General features: G+C 63.9%; 18 protein-coding genes. 14 read left to right on the top strand and 4 right to left on the bottom strand.

Annotated elements, in window-relative coordinates:
- Window position 1: 1 nt before the first annotated feature.
- The 3 genes from VGN93_RS25765 (at window position 2) to VGN93_RS25755 (ending at window position 2,872) form a co-directional block, all read left to right on the top strand.
- Window positions 2-865, top strand: a complete 864-nt coding sequence (locus tag VGN93_RS25765; protein ID WP_327509821.1) for an ABC transporter permease — start codon at window positions 2-4, stop codon at window positions 863-865.
- Between the two features lies 1 nt (window position 866).
- Complete coding sequence (locus VGN93_RS25760; protein ID WP_327509820.1) at window positions 867-1,667, top strand: ABC transporter permease; 801 nt, start codon at window positions 867-869, stop codon at window positions 1,665-1,667.
- A gap of 167 nt (window positions 1,668-1,834) precedes the next feature.
- Window positions 1,835-2,872 (top strand): polyhydroxybutyrate depolymerase, encoded by a 1,038-nt coding sequence (locus VGN93_RS25755; protein ID WP_327509819.1) that lies wholly within the window; start codon window positions 1,835-1,837, stop codon window positions 2,870-2,872.
- Window positions 2,873-2,959: 87 nt separating this feature from the next.
- Here the strand turns inward: VGN93_RS25755 and VGN93_RS25750 are convergent, their stop codons facing one another.
- Both VGN93_RS25750 and VGN93_RS25745 read right to left on the bottom strand, forming a co-directional pair.
- Entirely contained in the window at window positions 2,960-3,616 is a 657-nt protein-coding gene (locus VGN93_RS25750; protein ID WP_327509818.1) for a glutathione S-transferase family protein, read from the bottom strand.
- A gap of 80 nt (window positions 3,617-3,696) precedes the next feature.
- Window positions 3,697-4,287 (bottom strand): amino acid synthesis family protein, encoded by a 591-nt coding sequence (locus VGN93_RS25745; protein ID WP_327509817.1) that lies wholly within the window; start codon window positions 4,285-4,287, stop codon window positions 3,697-3,699.
- 164 nt (window positions 4,288-4,451) lie between these two features.
- On the opposite strand from VGN93_RS25745, the gene VGN93_RS25740 reads away from it, so the two are divergent.
- From VGN93_RS25740 to VGN93_RS25700, 9 genes are all read left to right on the top strand, one after another.
- On the top strand, window positions 4,452-6,257 hold the full coding sequence (locus VGN93_RS25740; RefSeq protein WP_327509816.1) for a helix-turn-helix domain-containing protein: 1,806 nt from the start codon (window positions 4,452-4,454) through the stop codon (window positions 6,255-6,257).
- A gap of 120 nt (window positions 6,258-6,377) precedes the next feature.
- Window positions 6,378-7,370 carry a flavin reductase gene (locus tag VGN93_RS25735; RefSeq protein WP_327509815.1) on the top strand — a complete coding sequence of 331 codons (993 nt, stop codon included), beginning with the start codon at window positions 6,378-6,380 and terminating at the stop codon, window positions 7,368-7,370.
- 1 nt (window position 7,371) lies between these two features.
- Window positions 7,372-8,886, top strand: coding sequence for an aldehyde dehydrogenase (locus VGN93_RS25730; RefSeq protein ID WP_327509814.1), 1,515 nt, complete (start codon window positions 7,372-7,374; stop codon window positions 8,884-8,886).
- 21 nt (window positions 8,887-8,907) lie between these two features.
- A complete protein-coding gene (locus VGN93_RS25725; RefSeq protein ID WP_256114965.1) occupies window positions 8,908-9,984 on the top strand; it encodes an LLM class flavin-dependent oxidoreductase in 1,077 nt (358 codons plus the stop codon).
- A 2-nt stretch (window positions 9,985-9,986) separates the two neighbouring features.
- Window positions 9,987-10,799, top strand: a complete 813-nt coding sequence (locus VGN93_RS25720) for an alpha/beta fold hydrolase (protein WP_327509813.1) — start codon at window positions 9,987-9,989, stop codon at window positions 10,797-10,799.
- Window positions 10,792-11,181 (top strand): carboxymuconolactone decarboxylase family protein, encoded by a 390-nt coding sequence (locus tag VGN93_RS25715; RefSeq protein WP_327509812.1) that lies wholly within the window; start codon window positions 10,792-10,794, stop codon window positions 11,179-11,181. The genes VGN93_RS25720 and VGN93_RS25715 overlap by 8 nt, the downstream gene beginning before the upstream one ends.
- A 150-nt stretch (window positions 11,182-11,331) precedes the next feature.
- The gene (locus tag VGN93_RS25710) at window positions 11,332-12,165 is read left to right on the top strand and encodes a transporter substrate-binding domain-containing protein (protein ID WP_327509811.1); all 834 of its coding nucleotides are present in this window, start codon (window positions 11,332-11,334) and stop codon (window positions 12,163-12,165) included.
- Between the two features lie 63 nt (window positions 12,166-12,228).
- Window positions 12,229-13,203 (top strand): amino acid ABC transporter permease, encoded by a 975-nt coding sequence (locus VGN93_RS25705; protein ID WP_327509810.1) that lies wholly within the window; start codon window positions 12,229-12,231, stop codon window positions 13,201-13,203.
- Complete coding sequence (locus VGN93_RS25700) at window positions 13,200-13,940, top strand: amino acid ABC transporter ATP-binding protein (RefSeq protein ID WP_327509809.1); 741 nt, start codon at window positions 13,200-13,202, stop codon at window positions 13,938-13,940. The genes VGN93_RS25705 and VGN93_RS25700 overlap by 4 nt, the downstream gene beginning before the upstream one ends.
- A 30-nt stretch (window positions 13,941-13,970) precedes the next feature.
- Here VGN93_RS25700 and VGN93_RS25695 read toward each other — a convergent pair whose 3' ends face one another.
- Window positions 13,971-14,849 carry an aldo/keto reductase family oxidoreductase gene (locus VGN93_RS25695; RefSeq protein WP_327509808.1) on the bottom strand — a complete coding sequence of 293 codons (879 nt, stop codon included), beginning with the start codon at window positions 14,847-14,849 and terminating at the stop codon, window positions 13,971-13,973.
- A 112-nt stretch (window positions 14,850-14,961) separates the two neighbouring features.
- Here VGN93_RS25695 and VGN93_RS25690 point away from each other — a divergent pair, with 112 nt between their 5' ends.
- Window positions 14,962-15,870, top strand: a complete 909-nt coding sequence (locus VGN93_RS25690) for a LysR family transcriptional regulator (RefSeq protein WP_327509807.1) — start codon at window positions 14,962-14,964, stop codon at window positions 15,868-15,870.
- Between the two features lie 24 nt (window positions 15,871-15,894).
- Here VGN93_RS25690 and VGN93_RS25685 read toward each other — a convergent pair whose 3' ends face one another.
- Window positions 15,895-17,349 (bottom strand): TrkH family potassium uptake protein, encoded by a 1,455-nt coding sequence (locus VGN93_RS25685; RefSeq protein WP_319312533.1) that lies wholly within the window; start codon window positions 17,347-17,349, stop codon window positions 15,895-15,897.
- 211 nt (window positions 17,350-17,560) lie between these two features.
- On the opposite strand from VGN93_RS25685, the gene VGN93_RS25680 reads away from it, so the two are divergent.
- Window positions 17,561-18,742: a GGDEF domain-containing protein gene (locus VGN93_RS25680; protein WP_327509806.1), complete on the top strand. Its 1,182-nt coding sequence runs from the start codon at window positions 17,561-17,563 to the stop codon at window positions 18,740-18,742.

The raw sequence follows: 18,742 nt of genomic DNA, 5'->3' as shown, positions 1-18,742 counted from the left end.
GATGCCAAACGTTTCGCTGCGCCAGCGCCTGCTGCTCTACGTTCCGAGCGGCTTCCTGCTGTTCTTCTTCGTCTTCCCGCTCATCGCGCTCGTCGTGCTCAGCTTCTGGCAGACGGAGAACTACAAGATCGTGCGTGAACTGACGCTCAACAACTATGTCACGCTGGCGACGGAGGGGGCCTATATCACCTTCTTCCTGCGGTCGCTGACGATGGCGGTCGGCGTCTCGGTCACCCTTGTCGTCATGGCCTGGCCGATCGCCTATTTCATTGTGCGTTATGGCGGCCGCTACCGGATCATCCTGTCGCTGCTGCTCGTCATCCCGTTCCTGTCCGGCGAAGTGCTGCGGCTGATCGCGCTTCAGGGCATGCTGGGGCCGGCCGGCCTCGTCAACGGCATGCTGGTGCGGATGGGGGCGGCACCGCTGCGGCTGATCATGTATTCGAACGTCGCCTCGTTCATCGCCTTCATCTATCTCTACCTGCCGCTGGTGGTCACCACGGTCTATCTTTCTCTGATCAACTTCGATTTCCGCCTCGCTCACGCCGCCAATGCCTGCGGCGCCAACCGCTTGCGGGTGTTCACCGAGGTCGTCTGGCCGCTCAACCTGTCCGGCACGCTCGTCGGCTTCATGCTGGCCTTCATCCCGACGCTGTCGGCCTCGCTGGTGCCGCGTTTTCTCGGCGGACCGAACGGCACGCTCTACGGCATGTCGATGTCGCAGCAATTCGGCGAGTCCGGCACCTGGGCGCTGGGTGCGGCCATGGGCGTCGTGTTGTTCTTGTTTTCGGCGCTGGCGCTTGCGATCCTCAGCTTCGGCGTCGATCTGCGCAGGACCGGATTTACCGGAATGGGGAGGCAGTAAGATGAACCCGCATGTTTCCGATGCCATCGCCAAATGGCTGCTCGCAGCCTTCGTGATCCTGGTCTTCGCCTTCCTGTATATGCCGATCGTCCACATCCTCTTCGCCTCGCTGTCGAGCCGGCCGAACTTCCCCTATCCGCCGGAGTTCAATGTCGCGAGCTATGTGCGGCTGTCCAACAACACCGTCTATCAAAGTGCCTTCCTCAACAGCCTGCTGCTCGCCTCGTGCACGGCGGTGCTGTCGACGGTGCTGGGGTTCCTCGCGACGATCGGGGTGCTCCGGTTCGGCGGCCGCAGGGCGCTGTTCTACGCCATCCTGTTTGCCGCGCCGCTCTTCGTGTCGGAGATCATGCTCGGCATTTCCAGCATGGCGCTCTACTATCTGCTGTTCGAATTGCAGGGAAACATGGTGACGGCGATCATCGCCAATGCCGTGCATTGTTTCAGCTTCTGTTTCCTCATCATGGCGGCCATGCTCTACAAATACGATTGGCGGATGAACGAGGCGGCCATCGTCTGTGGTGCGTCACCCGTGCGCTCCTTCCTGGAGATCATGCTGCCGATCACCTGGCCGGCCATCATGGGCAGCCTCATCACGGCCTTCGTGCTGTCGCTCAACGGTCTCGACATCTCCTTCTATCTGCTGGGCGCAACGCCAACGATGCCGTCGGTCGCCTGGGGCGCTTTGCGCTACGGCGTCAAGCCGGAACTCTATGCGCTCTCGACACTGATCAACCTCGTCGTCTTCGGTCTTGTGCTCGGTTTGCTTGTCTCCATCAGGCTGAAGCGCAAGGATGCGTAGAGGAGGAAGGGGCCTGACTAGTGAATTCTAGGTCAGCGCCTTGACATGCCGGAGACGACACGGCATCCAACGTGCAACGGCAGCACCATCAATACCTTGCGTAAACTGTTCCTGTATTAGGAACGGCAGTGCCAGCCGATACAGACCAGCACTCACAGGGCGTTTTGATGGATATAGTTCGTCTGCTTGGCCGCGTGCGGCCTGAAGGTTCTATCCGCGTGACAGCGATGGGACTGCTTCTCGCTCTCGGCCTTGCAGGCCCCGCTTTTGCAGCAGGCTGCGGCCAGCCCATTGCACCCGGCCAGATGGAATTCACGGTAAAAACCGGCGGCATCGAGCGGCCGGCGCTGGCCCATGTTCCGGCTGCCTATGACGGCAAGACCAGGCTCGCCGTCGTCTTCGATTTTCACGGCAGCAATTCCGGTCCGGCCGGGCAGTTTCGCCGCAGCGGCTGGGATGCCGTCGCCGAACATGAAGGCTTCGTGGCGATCGCGCTGCAGGGCAGCCTCGACGGGCAGTACAAGGGCACGCATGCCTGGAACGTGCCGGGCGTGACGAAGGGCGGCACGCACGACGACGAGCGCTACATCAAGGATGCCATCAAGACGGTGAAGGACACTTTCTGCGTCGACCCGACACGCATTTACGCCTCCGGTTATTCCGGTGGCGGTCGCATGCTGTCGCAATATATCTGCAATGGGCATCCGGACTTCGCCGCCGCCGGCTTCGTCATGGGCCTGCGCGCCGGCTACCCGGTGGAGCGCGATGGCGTCTGGCAGCCGGATGTCGCATCGTGCAATCCCGGCAATCCGATCTCCATCATCGCCTTCTCCGGCATGAAGGACGTCACCAATCCCTTTGTCGGCGGCGGCAGGCCCTATTGGCAATATGGTGGCGAAGCTGCGCTGCGGCGCTGGGCGGAGCTGGACAAGTGCGAGGCCAAGGGCGACGTCCTCACCGATGCAGCGATGACGGCGCTGTCCTTCGATACCTGCGCGAGCGGTGCGCGCATCACATCCTATCTGCTCAAGGAAAACACCCACGACTGGCCGGCCCGCAGCGTGCTGTTCCGTACCTTCGACGCAAACGGGAAAGTGACCTCCGAACGGGACGCGACCGGCCGCATGTGGGAGTTCTTCCGGAACACGCGCTCTCCGGAAGAAACCCCGGTGACGGCGGGAGAGGCCACCGAGCGCGCCGGCTAGGCTCTTCCAAATCTGTGCGTGAAGAGGCTTGCGCCCGGCACTGCGAGGAAAAGCGACAGACAAACGTCGCCGCACAGAAGCCGTCGGTTATTCGAAAGCGGGGCTCGTGGCGGTGAACACCGCCAGCTGAGCGGCGAAAGCACGTTTGTAGGCAGGTCGCGCCTGGCCGCGGGCGATATAGGCCGCGAGGGCTGGATAATCGCCCAGGATATCCGGGCCTTCCAAGCGGCGCAGCACCGTCACCATCAGGAGGTCGGCGGCACTGAACGCGCCGTCGAGCCAGTCGGCATCGCCGAGCCGGCTGGAAAGCGGGTCCAGCCGGTCACGGATACGACCCTTGAGGATGGGCTGGCGCGCCTCGTGCCAGGCCTTGTCGCGCTCCGCATAGTGGGCGGCTTCGCGCTCGACGATCGGCGGCTCCACCGTGCTGAGCGCGGCAAACATCCAGGTGATGGCGCGCGCCCGGGCATTCGCATCCTCCGGCAGCAGGCCCGGATGGTGCTCCGCGATATGGAGCACGATGCCGCCGGACTCGAACAGAGCCAGGTCGCCTTCCTCATAGGTCGGGATCTGCCCGAAAGGCTGAAGTGCCAGATGCGCCGGTTGCTTCATCGCCTTGAACGAAACAAGCCGTACGTCGTAAGGCTGCCCCACTTCTTCGAGCGCCCAGCGAACGCGCATGTCGCGCGCCAGGCCCCTGCCGCGATCGGGCGAGCTTTCAAAGGCGGTGATGGTGATCGTCATTGTCGTTCTCCCTGGTCTGTCCGTCTTGAAGACGATCAGCCAAACGAGATTCCGACACTACATGTTTCAAGCCGCAAGCCTTAGCCCTGTGCGAGCTCTGCCTCCATTTCCGCAATATCCTGGAACCGGTCGGCGATGCGGGCGTGCGGGCGGCCGCCGTCGGCGGCGGCGATGGCAATGACGATCTCGTCGGGATGCGGCGCATCGGCAATCTGGAAATTGGCGGTGAGGAAGTGGGAGCGCTTGCCGTTTTCGCTCTTGTGCATCATCGGCAAGGAGAGCAAGGCGCCGGGCGCGTTGCGCGTATTGGCGAATTCCAGATAGTTCGTGCCACCGATCGCATGGCGGAAGGGATTGCCGAAACGCAGCGTATGGATCATCGCCGAGGCATGCTCGATTTCGCCGTTGACGCCGACCGCGGCCGCCTTGCCGCACGCCTCGATTTTGTCTGCCGGCATCTGCGCCAGCAGCCGGCGGGTCATCTCCTCGCTCAACGGCCCCGCAATGTCGATGATCTCGGGCCGCAGGTTCTCGACGAAACCCTTGCCCGCCCATGGATTTTGAATAATGGCGGCCACCACGACGATATTCAGGGGACGCGGCGCGGCCTTGCCGCCCTCGATGTGGGTTTCCTCGAGGAAGGTGCAGATCTTTCTGATGCCGAGCGCCATGTCTTTTCCGCCGTGTGTTGACCGTTTCCTCAACCTAGCGTGCAGGGGCTAGCGATCCTCCTATCATTCAGAGGAAACGGAGCAGCCTTCCTCCTCCGAAAACAAGTAGCATTCGCTAGTTTTGCGCCGCATTATCGCGGGCTCAGATGGGAGTGCGCTGCGGGTTGGACCAGAAATCACGGATACTGTCGCTTCGCGACGTTGCCAGCCAGATCAACAGCGGCGGCGACCTGACGACCGTGCTGCAGCACCTGATTGCGGCTGCCTGCCGGCATGCGAACTGGGCGCTTGGCTCCATCATGGGCATCGATGCCGCGCATGGTTATGCCCATGTCATCGTGCGGCATGATCCGACACTCATCCAGCGCGAGCTGCCCGACCGCTGGGAACTGGCGACCAGCCCGTCGCTGATCGCGCTCCAGCGCAACGAGCCGGTCTATCTGCGCGATGCGCGCGAAAGCGCGGAGTTTCCCGGCTACCGCAAGGAGGCCTTCGAGCGGGATTACCGCACCGTGCTGGTCATGCCGATGAACTGCGCCGACGCCGAGGGCCGGCCGATGGTGCTGAGCGTCATCGCCCGCACGGTGACGGAGGTCACGGAAGACGATCTCGCCTTTCTCGGAACGATCATCCATCTCGGCGCGATCGCAGTGGAAAAGCAGCATCGCCTCGCGGCGGAAAAACGGGCGTCCGATCGGCTGGACCGGGCGCTCACCGCGCATACGTCGCTGCTGGAACACGTGCTCAGCGACGGCTCCGTCTCCTCGCTTGCCGCGATGGTCGGCAGGCTGCTGCCCAATCCGCTGGTTGTCGTCGATTTCACCGTCAACCAGGTGATCGCCGGGCGCTCGCCGCTTACGGCGGACTTCGACGATGCGGCATGGCAGGCAGCGGCCCCGACGGTCTTTTCCCGCACACTCATCAAGGCGGCACGCGATGCCGTCGAACGCGGCACCCTGGAAACGGCGGCGATCCTGCTGGATGACGGCACGCGGCGGCTGCGTGTCTCCGCGCGGATCGAAGCCCTGACGGTCGACCGGCAGCTGGTCGGCGCGCTCGTCATCTTTCCGGGCGCCGTCGCCGAGGGCGAACTGGACCAGCTCATGCTCGACAGCGCCAAGTTTGCGCTCAGCGTGCAGATGATGCGTTCCTTCCTGCGCTTTCGTTTCGAGACGCGCACGCAAAGCGAGCTGTTTTTCGAAGTCGTCGAACGGCGCTGGCGCGATGCCGCGGATGTCACCCAGCGCGCCACGCGCCTCGGGCTGGATTTTTCCGCGCCCCAGCAGATGATCGTCGTCGATTTTCCGGAAAAGGCGAAGGCTTTCGGCGGCGGGTCCGTCGATGTCGAGCACACCCTGTCGCGCATCCTGCGGCAGGCTTCGCTGGAAGCGAGCCTCGTCGCCATCGATGGCGGTGTCGTCTGCCTCGTGCCGCACGAGGCGGGGCGAAAGCAGGAGCGCACGACGAAACTCATGCGCCGCATGGCCGATGAACTGGGCCGCTATTTCGACGAGGCGCCGGTCATCGTCGCCGGAAACCGCTGTGCCGGGCTGGAAGATTACCCCGCCGCCTGGGAACGGTGCAGCCGGATGATCCGCATCGGCCGGTCGTTCGGGCTGACGGGGGCGCTCTCCACGCAGGATTTCGGTCCGCTGCCCATGCTCGTTTCCGCCGCCGATGTGGGCGACGTGCGCAGTTTCGTCCGCGAAAGCATCGGCGCCATTGCCGAACACGACCGGGAGAACGGCACGCCCTATCTCGAAACGCTGTCGGCCTATCTCGAGGAGGGCTGCCGCAGCCAGGCCTGCGCCGACCGCCTCGGCCTGCATGTGACGACGCTGCGCTACCGGCTTTCGCGCATCCAGGAGCTCTTCGGCATCGATGTCGAAACGGCGGAAAGACGCTTTTCCGTCGAGCTCGCCCTGCGTCTCTACGGCGTCATCGAGAACCACGCCTTCAGCGAACGCTGACGCCTTCGGGCTCTCCTTCGAAGCGCAGGAGAACTCTCTGCCACTCTCCTTCACCTCAGAGGAAGAAGCAGCCGGCCGGCGGCGGTAGCTTCCTCTCAATGAACCGGAGAGGAGGTCGGGATGGTGGAGCAAGCGGCAGCACAGGATGCACCGATCGACCCGATCGCGCTGCGCCGTGCCTTCGGCACCTTCGTCACCGGCGTGACGGTCATAACCACGCTCGAAGCCGACGGCACGCCGCGCGGCATGACGGCGAATTCCTTCACCTCCGTGTCGCTCGATCCGCCGCTGCTGCTCGTCTGCGTCGCCAAATCGGCATCCAGCTATGCGGTGTTCAAGGCGGCGGACTGTTTTGCGGTCAACATCCTGCATGAGGGACAGGTCGACGTATCGGCGACCTTCGCCTCGAAGGCGCAGGACAAGTTCCAGTCGGTCAACCACGACCGGGTGCATACGGGTGCGCCGGTTCTCACCGATAGCCTGACCTGGTTCGATTGCAGCCTTCACAGCGCGGTGGATGCCGGCGACCATGCCATCCTGATCGGCCAGGTGCGCGCCTTCGGCACAAGCCCCACCGCGCCGCTCGGTTTCTGCCGTGGCCGTTACGCCAGCGTGAAGGACCCGTTGCCCACCGGCTGGCTCGCCTCGCACGGCATGATCATCGGCTATCTCATCGAGGCGGGCGACAGTCTGCTGCTGCGCTCGGACGGCAAGGGTGGCTGGGTGTTGCCGTCGGCGCGCCGGCGCAAGGCGGATAGCCAGCTGGTGCTCGACGGCGGCGATGCGCTGCGCCTCGTGCCGGAGGAAACCTTCCTCTATTCCGTCTTCGACGTCGCCGACAGCGATCCCGGTTATCTCGTCTACCGCGCCCGTCTGGCGGGCGAGGGCGCCGCGGGCAATCTTCCCGCCGGCCTTCGCTTCTTCCCCGTCGACGACCTGCCCTATGACACGATCGCGACCCATGAGCTGCGCTCCATGCTGCGGCGCTACGGGCGCGAGCGGCTGGCGGGCCGCTTCGGCATCTACATGGATTCCGACGACGGCGGCCGTGTCGCGATGATCGACGGCGAAGCCCGTGCCTGGCTCCAGGCCTCCCAAGACCAAGGACAATGACATGAAGACGACAGTCAGCTCCATCGAGGGCTCCCGCCAACTGCTGTTCATCGACGGCCGGTTCTTGGCCCCGAAGAACGGCAACTACATCCAGAGTTTCGACCCGACGACGGGCGCGCCCTGGTATGAATTTGCCGAGGCCGATGCGGACGATGTCGAGGCTGCCGTCGCCGCTGCCAATGCCGCCTTCCGCAATCCCGACTGGCGGCGCATGACGCAGACCGATCGCGGCGCGCTGGTGCGGCGTCTCGCCGAACTCGTGCGGGCCAATGCCGATGCGCTCGCCGAGATCGAGACGCGCGACAACGGCAAGCTGCTCAAGGAGACGCGGGCGCAGATGCGCGCCATGTCGGACAGCTACCACTACTTCGCCGGCATGGCCGACAAGTTGCAGGGCGACACGATCCCGATCAACCGGCTCGACACGCTGAACATCAACCTGCGCGAACCGCTCGGCGTCGTCGGCATGATCACGCCGTGGAATTCGCCGCTGATGCTGCTGACCGGCACGCTGGCGCCCTGCCTTGCGATCGGCAACACCATCGTCATCAAGCCTTCCGAACATGCGACGGCCTCCACGCTGGCGCTGGCCAAACTCATCCACGAGGCAGGCTTCCCGGCCGGCGTCGTCAATGTGGTGACGGGTACCGGCAAGAGCGCCGGCGAGGCGCTGACGCGCCATCCGGGCGTCGCGAAATACGTCTTCACCGGCAGCACCGCCACCGGCCGCCGCATCGCCGGCAACGCCGCGCAGAACCTCGTGCCGTGCTCGATGGAACTCGGCGGCAAGTCGCCCCATGTCGTCTTCGGCGACGTCGATATCGAGCATGCGGTGAACGGCGTCGTCTCCGGTGTCTTCGCGGCGGCGGGGCAGACCTGTGTTGCCGGTTCGCGCTGCTTCGTCGAGGCGAGCGTCTACGACAGGTTCATCGACGCGCTCGTCGCCCGCACGCAGCGTATCCGCGTCGGTCTTCCGACCGGCGATGACACCGATATCGGCCCGCTGGCGCTCGCCGACCAGCTTTCCAAGGTCGAATCCTATGTCGCCTCCGGCGTGAAGGAGGGCGCGAAAGTCGCAGCCGGCGGCCGGCGGCCGCAGAAGGATGGGCTTGCGCCCGGCGGTTGGTATTTCGAGCCGACCGTGATGGTCGATGCCGAAAACGACATGACCTTCATGCGCGACGAATTGTTCGGCCCGGTGGTCGGCGTCATGCCGTTCCGCGACGAGGCGGAGATGATCCGGCTCGCCAACGATACGCGCTACGGCCTCGCCTCCGGCATCTGGACGAAGGACATCGACCGGGCGCTGCGTTTCGCCAGCGAGATCGAGGCCGGCACCGTCTGGGTCAACACCTATCGCTCCGCCTCCTTCATGTCCGCCAATGGCGGCTTCAAGGAAAGCGGCTACGGCCGGCGCGGCGGTTTCGAGGTGATGCACGAATTCTCGCGGCTGAAGAACGTGATCATCGACTATTCCGGCGCGATGCAGGACCCCTTCGTCATCCGCCTCAAGTAACAAGCATCGAAAGGCAGAACCATGAAGTTCGCAGTCTCGCTCACGATGGAACGCTTCTCGCCGGATGTGCCGATGGCGACCGCGAAGAACAACCTGCTGACGCTGGCCCGCATGGCGGACGAGGGCGGTTTCGAGATGCTCTGGACCGCCGAGCATCACACGATCGAATGCACGATCTCGCCCAATCCGTTCCAGACGCTCGTCTGGCTGGCACAGCACACCGAGCAGCTGCGGCTCGGCACCTCGACGCTGGTGGCACCCTACTGGGACCCGATCCGGCTGGCGGGCGAATCGGCACTTTGCGACCACCTGACGAACGGCCGGCTGGAATTCGGCATCGCCCGCGGCTCCTATCAGTACGAGTTCGACCGGATGGCGGGCGGCATGCCGCAGCAGGAAGGCGTCGCCTACATGAAGGAGATCGTGCCGGCGGTAAAGAAGCTCTGGGCCGGCGACTATGCCCATGACGGGCACTACTGGAAGTTCCCGCTCGCCACCTCCGTGCCGAAGCCCCTGCAGCAGCCGCATCCGCGCATCTGGGTCGCCGCGCGCGATCCCGGCACCTTCGACTGGGCGATTGCGAACGGTGCCAGCATCCTGTCGACGCCGCTTTCGGCACCTGCCGCCGAAATCCAGGTGCTCTCCGACAAGTTCCACAAGGCCGTGGCCGACCATCCGGAGGTGCCGCGCCCGCGCTTCATGATGCAGCGGCGCACCTGCGTTTATGATCGGCCGGACGGCTGGGAAAAGGCCGTGCAGCACAGCATGGATTATGGCCGCGCTTTCGAGAACCTCATGCAGAATGCCGGCACCGTGCAGAACGGCTTTCCCGAGGCGGTGCCCTACGAGGCGGTCAAGGGCAAGGAGAACTATAATCCGGAGAATATCCGCAAGAACCTGATGTTCGGCACACCGGACGAGGTGATCGAGAAGCTGCTGGTCTTCGAAGCGGCAGGCGTCGACCAATATTGCCTCGGCCTCACCTTCAACCTGCCCTTCGAATTGCAGAAGCGCACGATCGAGCTTTTCGTAAAAGAGGTCATGCCGGTCTTCGCCGCGCGCGAGAACGACCGGAAGCGGGCGGCTGCGGGGGGCTGATCATGGGCGAGGCACGAGAGCACACGGTCGGCGAGGTCACGCTCAACTATCGCATCGATGGCGATGGCGGCGAGCCGCTCGTCTGCATCCACGGCGTCGGCTCCTATCTGGAGGCCTGGTCCGGCGTGGTCGAGCGGTTGAAGGACCGCTTCACGATCCTGACCTTCGACCTTCGCGGTCACGGCCGATCAAGCCGCGTCAAGGGCCGCTACGAGATCGACGACTTCGTGGCCGAAACGCTGGCGCTTGCCGACAGAGCGGGCTTTCCGACCTTCAATCTCGCGGGATTTTCGCTGGGCGGGCTGATCGCGCAACGTCTTGCGCTGACGCATCTGCCGCGCCTGCGCCGGCTCGTGCTGCTGTCCACGGTTGCGGGCCGCACGCCCGAGGAGCGGGAACGCGTCCTCGCCCGCCTCGCGGCGCTTCAGGCCGGAACGCCGGCGGATCACCACACCGCGTCGCTCTCGCGCTGGCTGACGGAGGCGTTTCAGGAAAAACATCCCGACGTGATCGCCTGGCTGCGGGCGCGGGATGCGGAAAACGATCCGGACTGCTATGCGGCCGCCTATCGGGTGCTGGCCGAGACGGATTTCGGCGGGTTCCTCGACCAGATCCGCTGCCCGACCCTGATCGCCACCGGCGAGGAGGATGTCGGCTCCAACCCGCGCATGGCCCGCTATATGCACGACCGCATCCCGGGATCGCAGCTCGCCCTTTTTCCGGGCTTGCGCCATTCCATCCTCATCGAGGCGCCGGGCATCGTGGCCGAAACCATCGATAATTTTGTCCTGAAGACGGAGGCCGCCCATGGATGAGACTTTGCGCAAAGACGGGGAAGCCGTCCGGCGGCGCGTGCTCGGCGACGACTATGTCGATCGCGCAAGGGCAGGCACAGATGCCTTTTCCGCACCCTTGCAGGACCTGCTCAACGAATATTGCTGGGGCATGGCCTGGACGGACGGCGGCCTCGACCTCAAGCAGCGCAGCCTGCTGAACCTCGGCATGCTTGCCGCCAGCAACCGCATGCATGAATTCGGCATCCATTTTCGCGGCGCCATCCGCAACGGCCTGTCGGACAGGGAGTTGCAGGCGGCCCTTCTCCAGATCGCGATCTACTGCGGCGTCCCGGCAGGCGTGGAGGCGTTCCGGGTGGCCCGCGCCATCCGCGCGGAAATGGGCGGGGAAGGCACGGTTTGATTTCCGTCATTTCGATGAAGCCAGGGGCCACGCGCTGCTTGGGAACGCCGGAAGACGGGGAGGGGCGATAAGCCCCAAGATTGTTACCATCGGCAGGGAGAGGAACCCGCGCCGTCGACAGAAACGACAATGGACAGAGGGAACAAACACATGATGAAGACATCGACACTTGCGGCGCTCGTCGCCTCTCTCTCGCTTTCGCTCGCCGCCGTGCCGGCCCAGGCCGGTGCCGTTCTGGACCGGGTCCTCGCCGCCAAGACCCTGAAGGTCGCGACCGACGCCAACTGGGCACCGCAATCCTTCGTCAACGACAAGAACGAGATGGACGGCTTCGACATCGACGTCGCCAAGGAGATCGGCAAACATCTCGGCGTCTCCGTCGAATTCGTGACGCCCGGCTGGGACATCATCACGGCCGGCAAGTGGCAGGGCCGCTGGGACATGCATGTCGGCTCGATGACGCCGACGAAGGCGCGCGCCGAAATCTTCGATTTCCCGGCGGTCTATTATTACACGCCCGCCGCCGTCGCCGTGCACAAGGACAGCAAGGCGGAAATGCTCTCCGATCTCGAAGGCAAGGTCGTCGGCGTGACGGCAACCTCGACCTTCGAAGCCTATGCCAACCAGGACCTGACGCTGGATGCTGCCGGCGCGCCGCCGTTCACCTATGAGTTCAAGGCGGGCGAGGTGAAATCCTACGCCAACTCCACCACCGCCTTCGACGACCTGCGTCTCGGCGACGGAACGCGCCTCGATGCCGTCGTTTCCACGTTGCCGAGCATTCTCGATGCGGAAAAGGCCGGCTATCCGATCAAGCAGCTCGGCAAGCCGGTCTTCTTCGAGCCCCTTGCCGTTGCCGTCGAGCATGGCGACAAGGAGCTGAGCGAGAAGATCGCCGAGGCCGTGGACGCGATCCGGGCCGATGGCACGCTGAGCAAGCTGTCGGTCAAGTGGTACGGTGTCGACTACACGGTCACGCAGTAAAAAGACCCATCCGTTCGCGCGCGCCCGCAATGCCGGGCCGCGCTTTGTTTTCAGGGAGCGGAGATGCTGTATCCGGATACCGTCGAGTCCGAAGTGCTCGTCCACAAGCCGTGGTTCGTCGCGGTGATGTTTGCGGCGATCCTCGCCCTGTTCCTCACCTTCGATCTCTCGGGGACGTCGATGGGCGAGCTGATGCGCCCGGTGATCGGCGAGCCGCTGGAAAGCGGCCTCTACGGTCGCTTCGCCATCGCCTTCGTCATTGCGGTGCTGTTCTGCCTGAACGTCGTCCTGATCGGCTTCGCCTCGCTTAGGGTGCAGATCACGATCGTCTGGCTTGAACTCCTGCTGCTGTTCCTCGCCTTCTTCAAGACGTTCAATCTCAGCCTGCCTTTCATGGCCGAGAAATTGCCCTTCCTCGTCACGCAGGGGCTTTTCACGACGATCTACGTTTCGGCGATCTCCATCGTCATCGCGTCCGCCATCGCCATTCTCGGTGCTGTGGCGAAGCTTTCGACGAACGGGTTCGCCTATGCGATCGCGAGTTTCTACACCTCGTTCTTCCGCGGCCTGCCGCTCCTGATGCAGGTCTACCTCATCTATCTCGGCCTGCCGCAGCTCGGCTTCATCATCGATGCGGTGCCGGCCGGCATCCTTGCGCTGTCGCTCTGCTACGGCGCCTATATGACGGAGATCTTTCGTTCCGGCATCCAGAGCATCGACCGCGGCCAATGGGAGGCCTCGCGCTCGATCGGCTTCGGCTTCGGCATCACCATGCGCAAGATCATCCTGCCGCAGGCGCTGCCCGTCATCATCCCGCCGACCGGCAACCAGTTCATCTCGATGCTGAAGGACAGTTCGCTCGTCTCGGTCATCGGCGTGTGGGAACTGATGTTCCTGGCGCGCACGCTCGGCCAGAAGTCGTTCCAGCACATGGAAATGCTGATCTCCGCCGCGATGCTCTACTGGGGCATCTCGATCTGCCTCGAACTCATCCAGTCACGCATCGAGCGTCATTATGCGAGGAGCAAAGTCCGATGAGCGAAAAGATCATCGACGTCCGCAACGTCTCCAAATGGTACGGCGCGTTCCGGGTGCTGACCGATGTCAACCTGACCGTCGAGAAAGGCGAGCGCATCGTCATCTGCGGCCCGTCCGGTTCGGGAAAGTCGACGCTGATCCGCTGCTTCAACCGGCTGGAGGCGCATCAGGAAGGTGACATCGTCGTCAACGGCATCCCCCTGCACGACAAGATGCGCAATGTCGGCGAGGTGCGCAAGAATGTCGGCATGGTCTTCCAGCACTTCAACCTTTTCCCGCACATGACCGTGCTGATGAACTGCATGGTCGGGCCGATGTGGATCAAGGGCGTCTCGCAGGCCGAAGCCCGCAAGACCGCGCTGCAATTCCTGGAGCGCGTGCGCATTCCCGAACAGGCGGACAAATATCCCGTCCAGCTCTCCGGCGGCCAGCAGCAGCGCGTGGCGATCGCCCGTTCGCTCTGCATGCAGCCGGCCGTCATGCTGTTCGACGAGCCGACATCCGCGCTCGATCCGGAAATGGTGTCCGAAGTGCTGGACACCATGACCAGCCTGGCGCGCGACGGCATGACCATGGTCTGCGTCACCCACGAAATGGCCTTCGCCCGCGCGGTCGCCGACCGGGTCATCTTCATGAATGCGGGCCAGATCGTCGAACAGGGCAAGCCGGACGAGTTCTTCAAGAACCCGCAGCACGAGCGCACGAAGCTCTTCCTCAGCCAGATCCTGAAACACTGAAGGGCCGGCGATTGCCGACCCGTCCAAGCATCAATCGGCCTTCGCCGCGGCGATGTCGTCAAGGCGCGCCCTCGCTTCCGCCGACAACTCGATATCCGCGGCGGCCAGGTTTTCGCGCAGATGGCCGCGGGACGAGGTGCCGGGGATCAGCAGGATGTTCGGCTTGCGGGCGAGGAGCCAGGCGAGGGCGACCTGAAGCGGGGTCGCGTTCAAATCCGCCGCGACCTCGGACAGGGTTGCGGATTGCAGCGGCGAGAAACCGCCAAGCGGGAAGAAGGGCACATAGGCGGTGCCTTCGGCCGCCAACTGGTCGATCAGCCCGTCGTCTCCCCGATGGGCGAGATTGTACTGGTTCTGGACGCAGACGATATCCGTAATCTTCCGGCCATCTGCGATCTGCCGGGCGGTGACGTTCGACAGCCCGATATGCTTGATCAGGCCTTGGCGCTGCAACTCCGCGAGAACCGTGAGCGGTTCCTCCAGCGAGCCCTCGGCAGGCCCATGCACGTCGAACATGGCGCGCAGGTTGACGACGTCGATGACGTCGAGGCCGAGGTTCTTCAGGTTGTCGTGCACGGCCTGCGTCAGCGCTTCCTTCGAGAAGGCCGGGTTCCACGAGGCGTCCGAGCCGCGCGTCGCGCCGACCTTGGTGACGATGACAAGGCGGTCCTTGTAGGGATGCAACGCCTCCTTGATGATCTGGTTGGTGACATGCGGTCCGTAGAAGTCGCTGGTGTCGATGTGGTCGACCCCGCTCTCCACCGCTTCGCGCAGCACGGCGATCGCTTCCGCCCGATCCTTCGGCGGGCCGAAGACGCCTTTTCCTGCAAGCTGCATGGCGCCATAGCCGAGCCGTTTTACCGTGAAGTCGCCGAGTTTGTATGTGCCGGATTTGTCGAGATTGGACATGTCGTGCCTCCATTGTCTGGTCGATCCTGAAAATAGGGCGGCTTGTTCGCAGCGAAAATGGGATATAATCCGCACAGCTTGTCCGTAATGGCGGACAGTGGTGGAGGACAACATGGCGCTGGGCAGCTCGAACATGGCGGATCTGGGCGCCTTCCTGGCGGTTGCGCGCGCCGGCGGTTTTCGCGAGGCGGCACGCGCGACCGACAGCAGTTCGTCGGCCTTGAGCGATGCCGTCCGGCGCCTTGAGACCGATCTTGGCGTTCGGCTCTTCAACCGCACCACGCGCAGCGTCGTGCCCACCGAGGCGGGGCGGGGCCTCATGGAGCGCATCAGCCCGGCCTTCAGTGAAATCGGTGGCGCGCTGGCGCACGCCAGGAGCCTTCGCGGCCGACCGGCGGGCACATTGAAGCTCAATGTCCCGGTCAGCGCGGCGCGGCTGGTGCTGCCGAAGATCGTGCCGAAGTTCCTGGCGGCCTATCCCGATATCCAGCTGGAAATCCTCACCGATGAGAATTTCGTGGATATCATCGCGGCCGGATGCGACGCCGGGATCCGCTATGACGAGCGGCTGGAGCTGGACATGATAGCGGTGCCCATCGGCCCGCGCATTCAACGCTTCGCCAGCGCCGCATCGCCGTCCTATCTTGCAGCGCGCGGCCAGCCCGAGCATCCGCGGGACCTGCTGTCGCACAGCTGCATTCGCAGCCGCTTCGCCGGCCGGTCGCTCGTCTCCTGGGAGTTCGAGCGCGACGGCGAGGTCGTTCGGGTCGATCCGCCCAGTTCGCTGATCGTGCAGGCGGGCGGCGGTTCGGACCTGGGCGTCATGGCCGCGATCGACGGAGCCGGCATCGTGTCGCTCTTCGAGGATTGGCTGAAGCCCCACTTCCTGAGCGGCGCGCTGGTTCCCGTGCTGGAGCCCTGGTGGCAGAGCTTTTCCGGCCCTTTCCTCTACTATCCCGGCCGCCGGCTGGTGCCGGCCCCGCTGCGCGCTTTCATCGATTTCATGAAAGTATTGCCCTGACGTCCCAGGCTGCCCGACGAGAGATCAGCTCTTCCAGAAGAGCGGCGTCAGGACCACGAGCACGGTCAGAACCTCGAGACGGCCGAGCAGCATCATGATGGTCAGAAGATAGAGCGCCGGATCGGAAATCGTCGAGAAGTTTCCGGCCGGACCGACGATGGGGCCGACGCCCGGGCCGACATTGGAGAGCGCGGTGATGACGGAGGATGCGGAGGTCATGAGATCGTAGCCCATCGCCGTCATCGCGACGCTGCCCGTGGCCCATAGCAGGAGGTAGGTCACGAAGAAGAGGAAGACGTTGCGTTGCAGATCGGAATCGACCGCCATCTTGCCGTAGCGCACGATATGGATGCCGTTCGGATAGATCAGCTTGTATAGACCGGTGCGCATCGAATTGAAGAGGATGATGAACCGGTAGGCCTTTATCCCGCCGGCCGTCGAGCCCGAGCACCCGCCCATGAAGGTCATGAAAAACGCCATCGTGACGACGAACGGTCCCCAGAGCGTATAGTCCTGGCTGGCATAGCCGGTGGTGGAGAGGATCGTCGAAACGGTGAAGAACGAGTGCGCAAGCGCCTCATGGAACGGCACGCCGTTCTGGATGCGGTGGTAGACTGCGATCGCCAGCGAGAACAGCACGAGATAGCCGAGAAACACGCCGATCTGCGGATCGCGCAGCGCATCGAGACGGCCGCGGACCATGAAGACGATCAGGATCGAGAACGGCAGGCTGCAAAGCGTCATGAAGAACGTGCCCGCCCACAGCAGCGGCAAGCTGTTGAAATAGCCGAAGGACGCGTCATGCGTCGAAAAACCGCCGGTGGCGACCGTTGCCATGGCGTGGTTGACGGCATCGAAGCGGCTCATGCCGAGGGCGGCAAAAACCAGCGTGCAGGCGAGCGTGATCAGCACGTAGATGAGGACGAACGCCCGGGTGAAACTGGCAATCCGGGCGAACGGCTTGTCGTTCGTATCGGACGATTCCATCTTGAAGAAGGAGATGCCGCCGACGCGCAGGTAGGGCATGACGAAGAGGCCGAGGGCGACGATGCCGATGCCGCCGAGCCAATGGAGGAGCGAGCGCCACATCAGGATGCCCGGCGGCGCATTGTCCAGCCCCGAAATGACCGTCGAGCCCGTCGTCGTGATGGCGGAAACGGATTCGAACAGCGCCTTGGCGAAGTCCATCTCGAGTGACGACAACATGAAGGGCAAGGCACCGACGAGCGAAAAGACCAGCCACAGGACGTTGACCAGCAGAAAGCCCATCTTCTTGTTGAACGGCGGCGGGCCGGCATGTGTCGCGGCCGCTGTAAGGGTCGAGAGGCCGCCGACCAGCGCGGCCGACAGCATGAAGACCTTCCAGTCCCGGTGGCCATAATAGATGTCGACGAGCGCCGGCACGAGCATGGCCGCGGCAAGGTAGAGACCGCAGATTGCTGCGATATTGACGACGGCGCGATAGATGGTGGCGTTCAACGGAAGGTGTCCTGCGTGCCGGCTATCGACTGGTTCGAAGGATCGAGCGGCCGCAGTCCGTTGCTGCGATACGCAATAGCCTTTGCCGTCGTCAAACTCAAGGTTGGTGGCGAACCTGCCTGAAACGACGGGCTTGCAGTCCCGCTTTAGGTCGTTGTTCAGCTTTCTGCCATAACGTCGGGTGATCTTGCTGCATGCGGGGATTTTCGGGATGGGCGTCGTGACGCTGGACCAGGTGGAGCGCCAGATCGGGCGGGGCTTTCGGTTTCTGCGTTTTACCCCGGATATCGAGGCCGCTTTCCGCAAGGACTATGTGGCGGAGCGGGTGCGGCTCGCCGTGGTCTGGGGCGTGATCGGCACGCTGATCTACGATCTCGTCTATTTCGGCGATCGCACCATGATGGCGGACGTCTTCACCGAGCTGGTCTTCGCGCGCTTCCTGGTGTTCACGCCCTTCGTGATCGCCTGCGTCCTGACCGTCCGCCGCTGGCGGAATGCACTGCTCTACGACAGTCTTTCGGTCGCGATCGCCGTGCTGGGCGTCACCCTGCCGATGCTTGCCGCCACGCAAAGCGCAAGTCCCTACCTCTTCGTCTACCAGAACGGCAACTCCGCCGCCTTCCTCTTCTTCGTCATCGCATTGCGGCCGCGTTTTCCGGCGGTCCTTGTGGGGCTCGTGCTGATGTGCGCCTCGCATTTCACCACAACGCAGATGACCGGCGCCTTCGACGCCGTGACCTATTCCGGCATTGTCACCTTCTATGTGACGCTCTCGATCTTCCTGGCGGTGAGCGCCTATTTCCTGGAGCAGAAGGACCGGCAGAATTTTCTCAATCAGCTGCGAGCCGGCCTGCTCTACGCGCAGCTGGAGCGCAATGCCGAGCGGGACGAACTGACGGGACTGCTCAACCGGCGCTCGCTCGTGCGGATCTGCGAGGGGCTGTGGAGCGGCGGGCGACATACCGCAGTCGCGGCCATCCTGCTCGACATCGATCATTTCAAGCGGTTCAACGACGTTCACGGCCATATCGAAGGTGATTCTTGCCTTCGCGCCGTCTCGCAATGCATCCGCGACACGGTGGACGAGGCATCCTTCGTGTTCCGCTTCGGGGGCGAGGAGATGCTGGTGCTTGTCGCCGACCGGGAACCCCTGACGGCGCTGGCGATGGCGGAGCGCATCCGGGCCGCAATAGAGGACCTCGCCATGCGCCATCGCGGACTGGACGACGGCTGCGTGACGGTCAGCCTCGGTGTGGCCCTGGCGGCCCCTGCCGAGACGACGCTCGAACGGCTTCTGTGCGACGCCGACAGCGCGCTCTACGAAGCGAAGCGCATGGGCAGGAACACCGTGGCGCTCGCCGGCGGGCCGGTGGCCGACGCCCGCGTCGCCTAG

The organism is Shinella sp. (genome assembly GCF_035998705.1).
In the GTDB taxonomy this organism is placed as follows: domain Bacteria; phylum Pseudomonadota; class Alphaproteobacteria; order Rhizobiales; family Rhizobiaceae; genus Shinella.
This window is presented reverse-complemented; position numbering and strand designations above follow the sequence as displayed.

Excerpts from the sequence above, each read along its gene's own strand:
- VGN93_RS25765 (WP_327509821.1), top strand. The coding sequence starts at position 2 with ATGCCAAACGTTTCGCTGCGCCAGCGCCTGCTGCTCTACGTTCCGAGC.
- VGN93_RS25760 (WP_327509820.1), top strand. The coding sequence starts at position 867 with ATGAACCCGCATGTTTCCGATGCCATCGCCAAATGGCTGCTCGCAGCC.
- VGN93_RS25755 (WP_327509819.1), top strand. The coding sequence starts at position 1,835 with ATGGATATAGTTCGTCTGCTTGGCCGCGTGCGGCCTGAAGGTTCTATC.
- VGN93_RS25750 (WP_327509818.1), bottom strand. The coding sequence starts at position 3,616 with ATGACGATCACCATCACCGCCTTTGAAAGCTCGCCCGATCGCGGCAGG.
- VGN93_RS25745 (WP_327509817.1), bottom strand. The coding sequence starts at position 4,287 with ATGGCGCTCGGCATCAGAAAGATCTGCACCTTCCTCGAGGAAACCCAC.
- VGN93_RS25735 (WP_327509815.1), top strand. The coding sequence starts at position 6,378 with ATGGTGGAGCAAGCGGCAGCACAGGATGCACCGATCGACCCGATCGCG.
- VGN93_RS25730 (WP_327509814.1), top strand. The coding sequence starts at position 7,372 with ATGAAGACGACAGTCAGCTCCATCGAGGGCTCCCGCCAACTGCTGTTC.
- VGN93_RS25725 (WP_256114965.1), top strand. The coding sequence starts at position 8,908 with ATGAAGTTCGCAGTCTCGCTCACGATGGAACGCTTCTCGCCGGATGTG.
- VGN93_RS25720 (WP_327509813.1), top strand. The coding sequence starts at position 9,987 with ATGGGCGAGGCACGAGAGCACACGGTCGGCGAGGTCACGCTCAACTAT.
- VGN93_RS25715 (WP_327509812.1), top strand. The coding sequence starts at position 10,792 with ATGGATGAGACTTTGCGCAAAGACGGGGAAGCCGTCCGGCGGCGCGTG.
- VGN93_RS25710 (WP_327509811.1), top strand. The coding sequence starts at position 11,332 with ATGATGAAGACATCGACACTTGCGGCGCTCGTCGCCTCTCTCTCGCTT.
- VGN93_RS25705 (WP_327509810.1), top strand. The coding sequence starts at position 12,229 with ATGCTGTATCCGGATACCGTCGAGTCCGAAGTGCTCGTCCACAAGCCG.
- VGN93_RS25700 (WP_327509809.1), top strand. The coding sequence starts at position 13,200 with ATGAGCGAAAAGATCATCGACGTCCGCAACGTCTCCAAATGGTACGGC.
- VGN93_RS25695 (WP_327509808.1), bottom strand. The coding sequence starts at position 14,849 with ATGTCCAATCTCGACAAATCCGGCACATACAAACTCGGCGACTTCACG.
- VGN93_RS25690 (WP_327509807.1), top strand. The coding sequence starts at position 14,962 with ATGGCGCTGGGCAGCTCGAACATGGCGGATCTGGGCGCCTTCCTGGCG.
- VGN93_RS25680 (WP_327509806.1), top strand. The coding sequence starts at position 17,561 with ATGGGCGTCGTGACGCTGGACCAGGTGGAGCGCCAGATCGGGCGGGGC.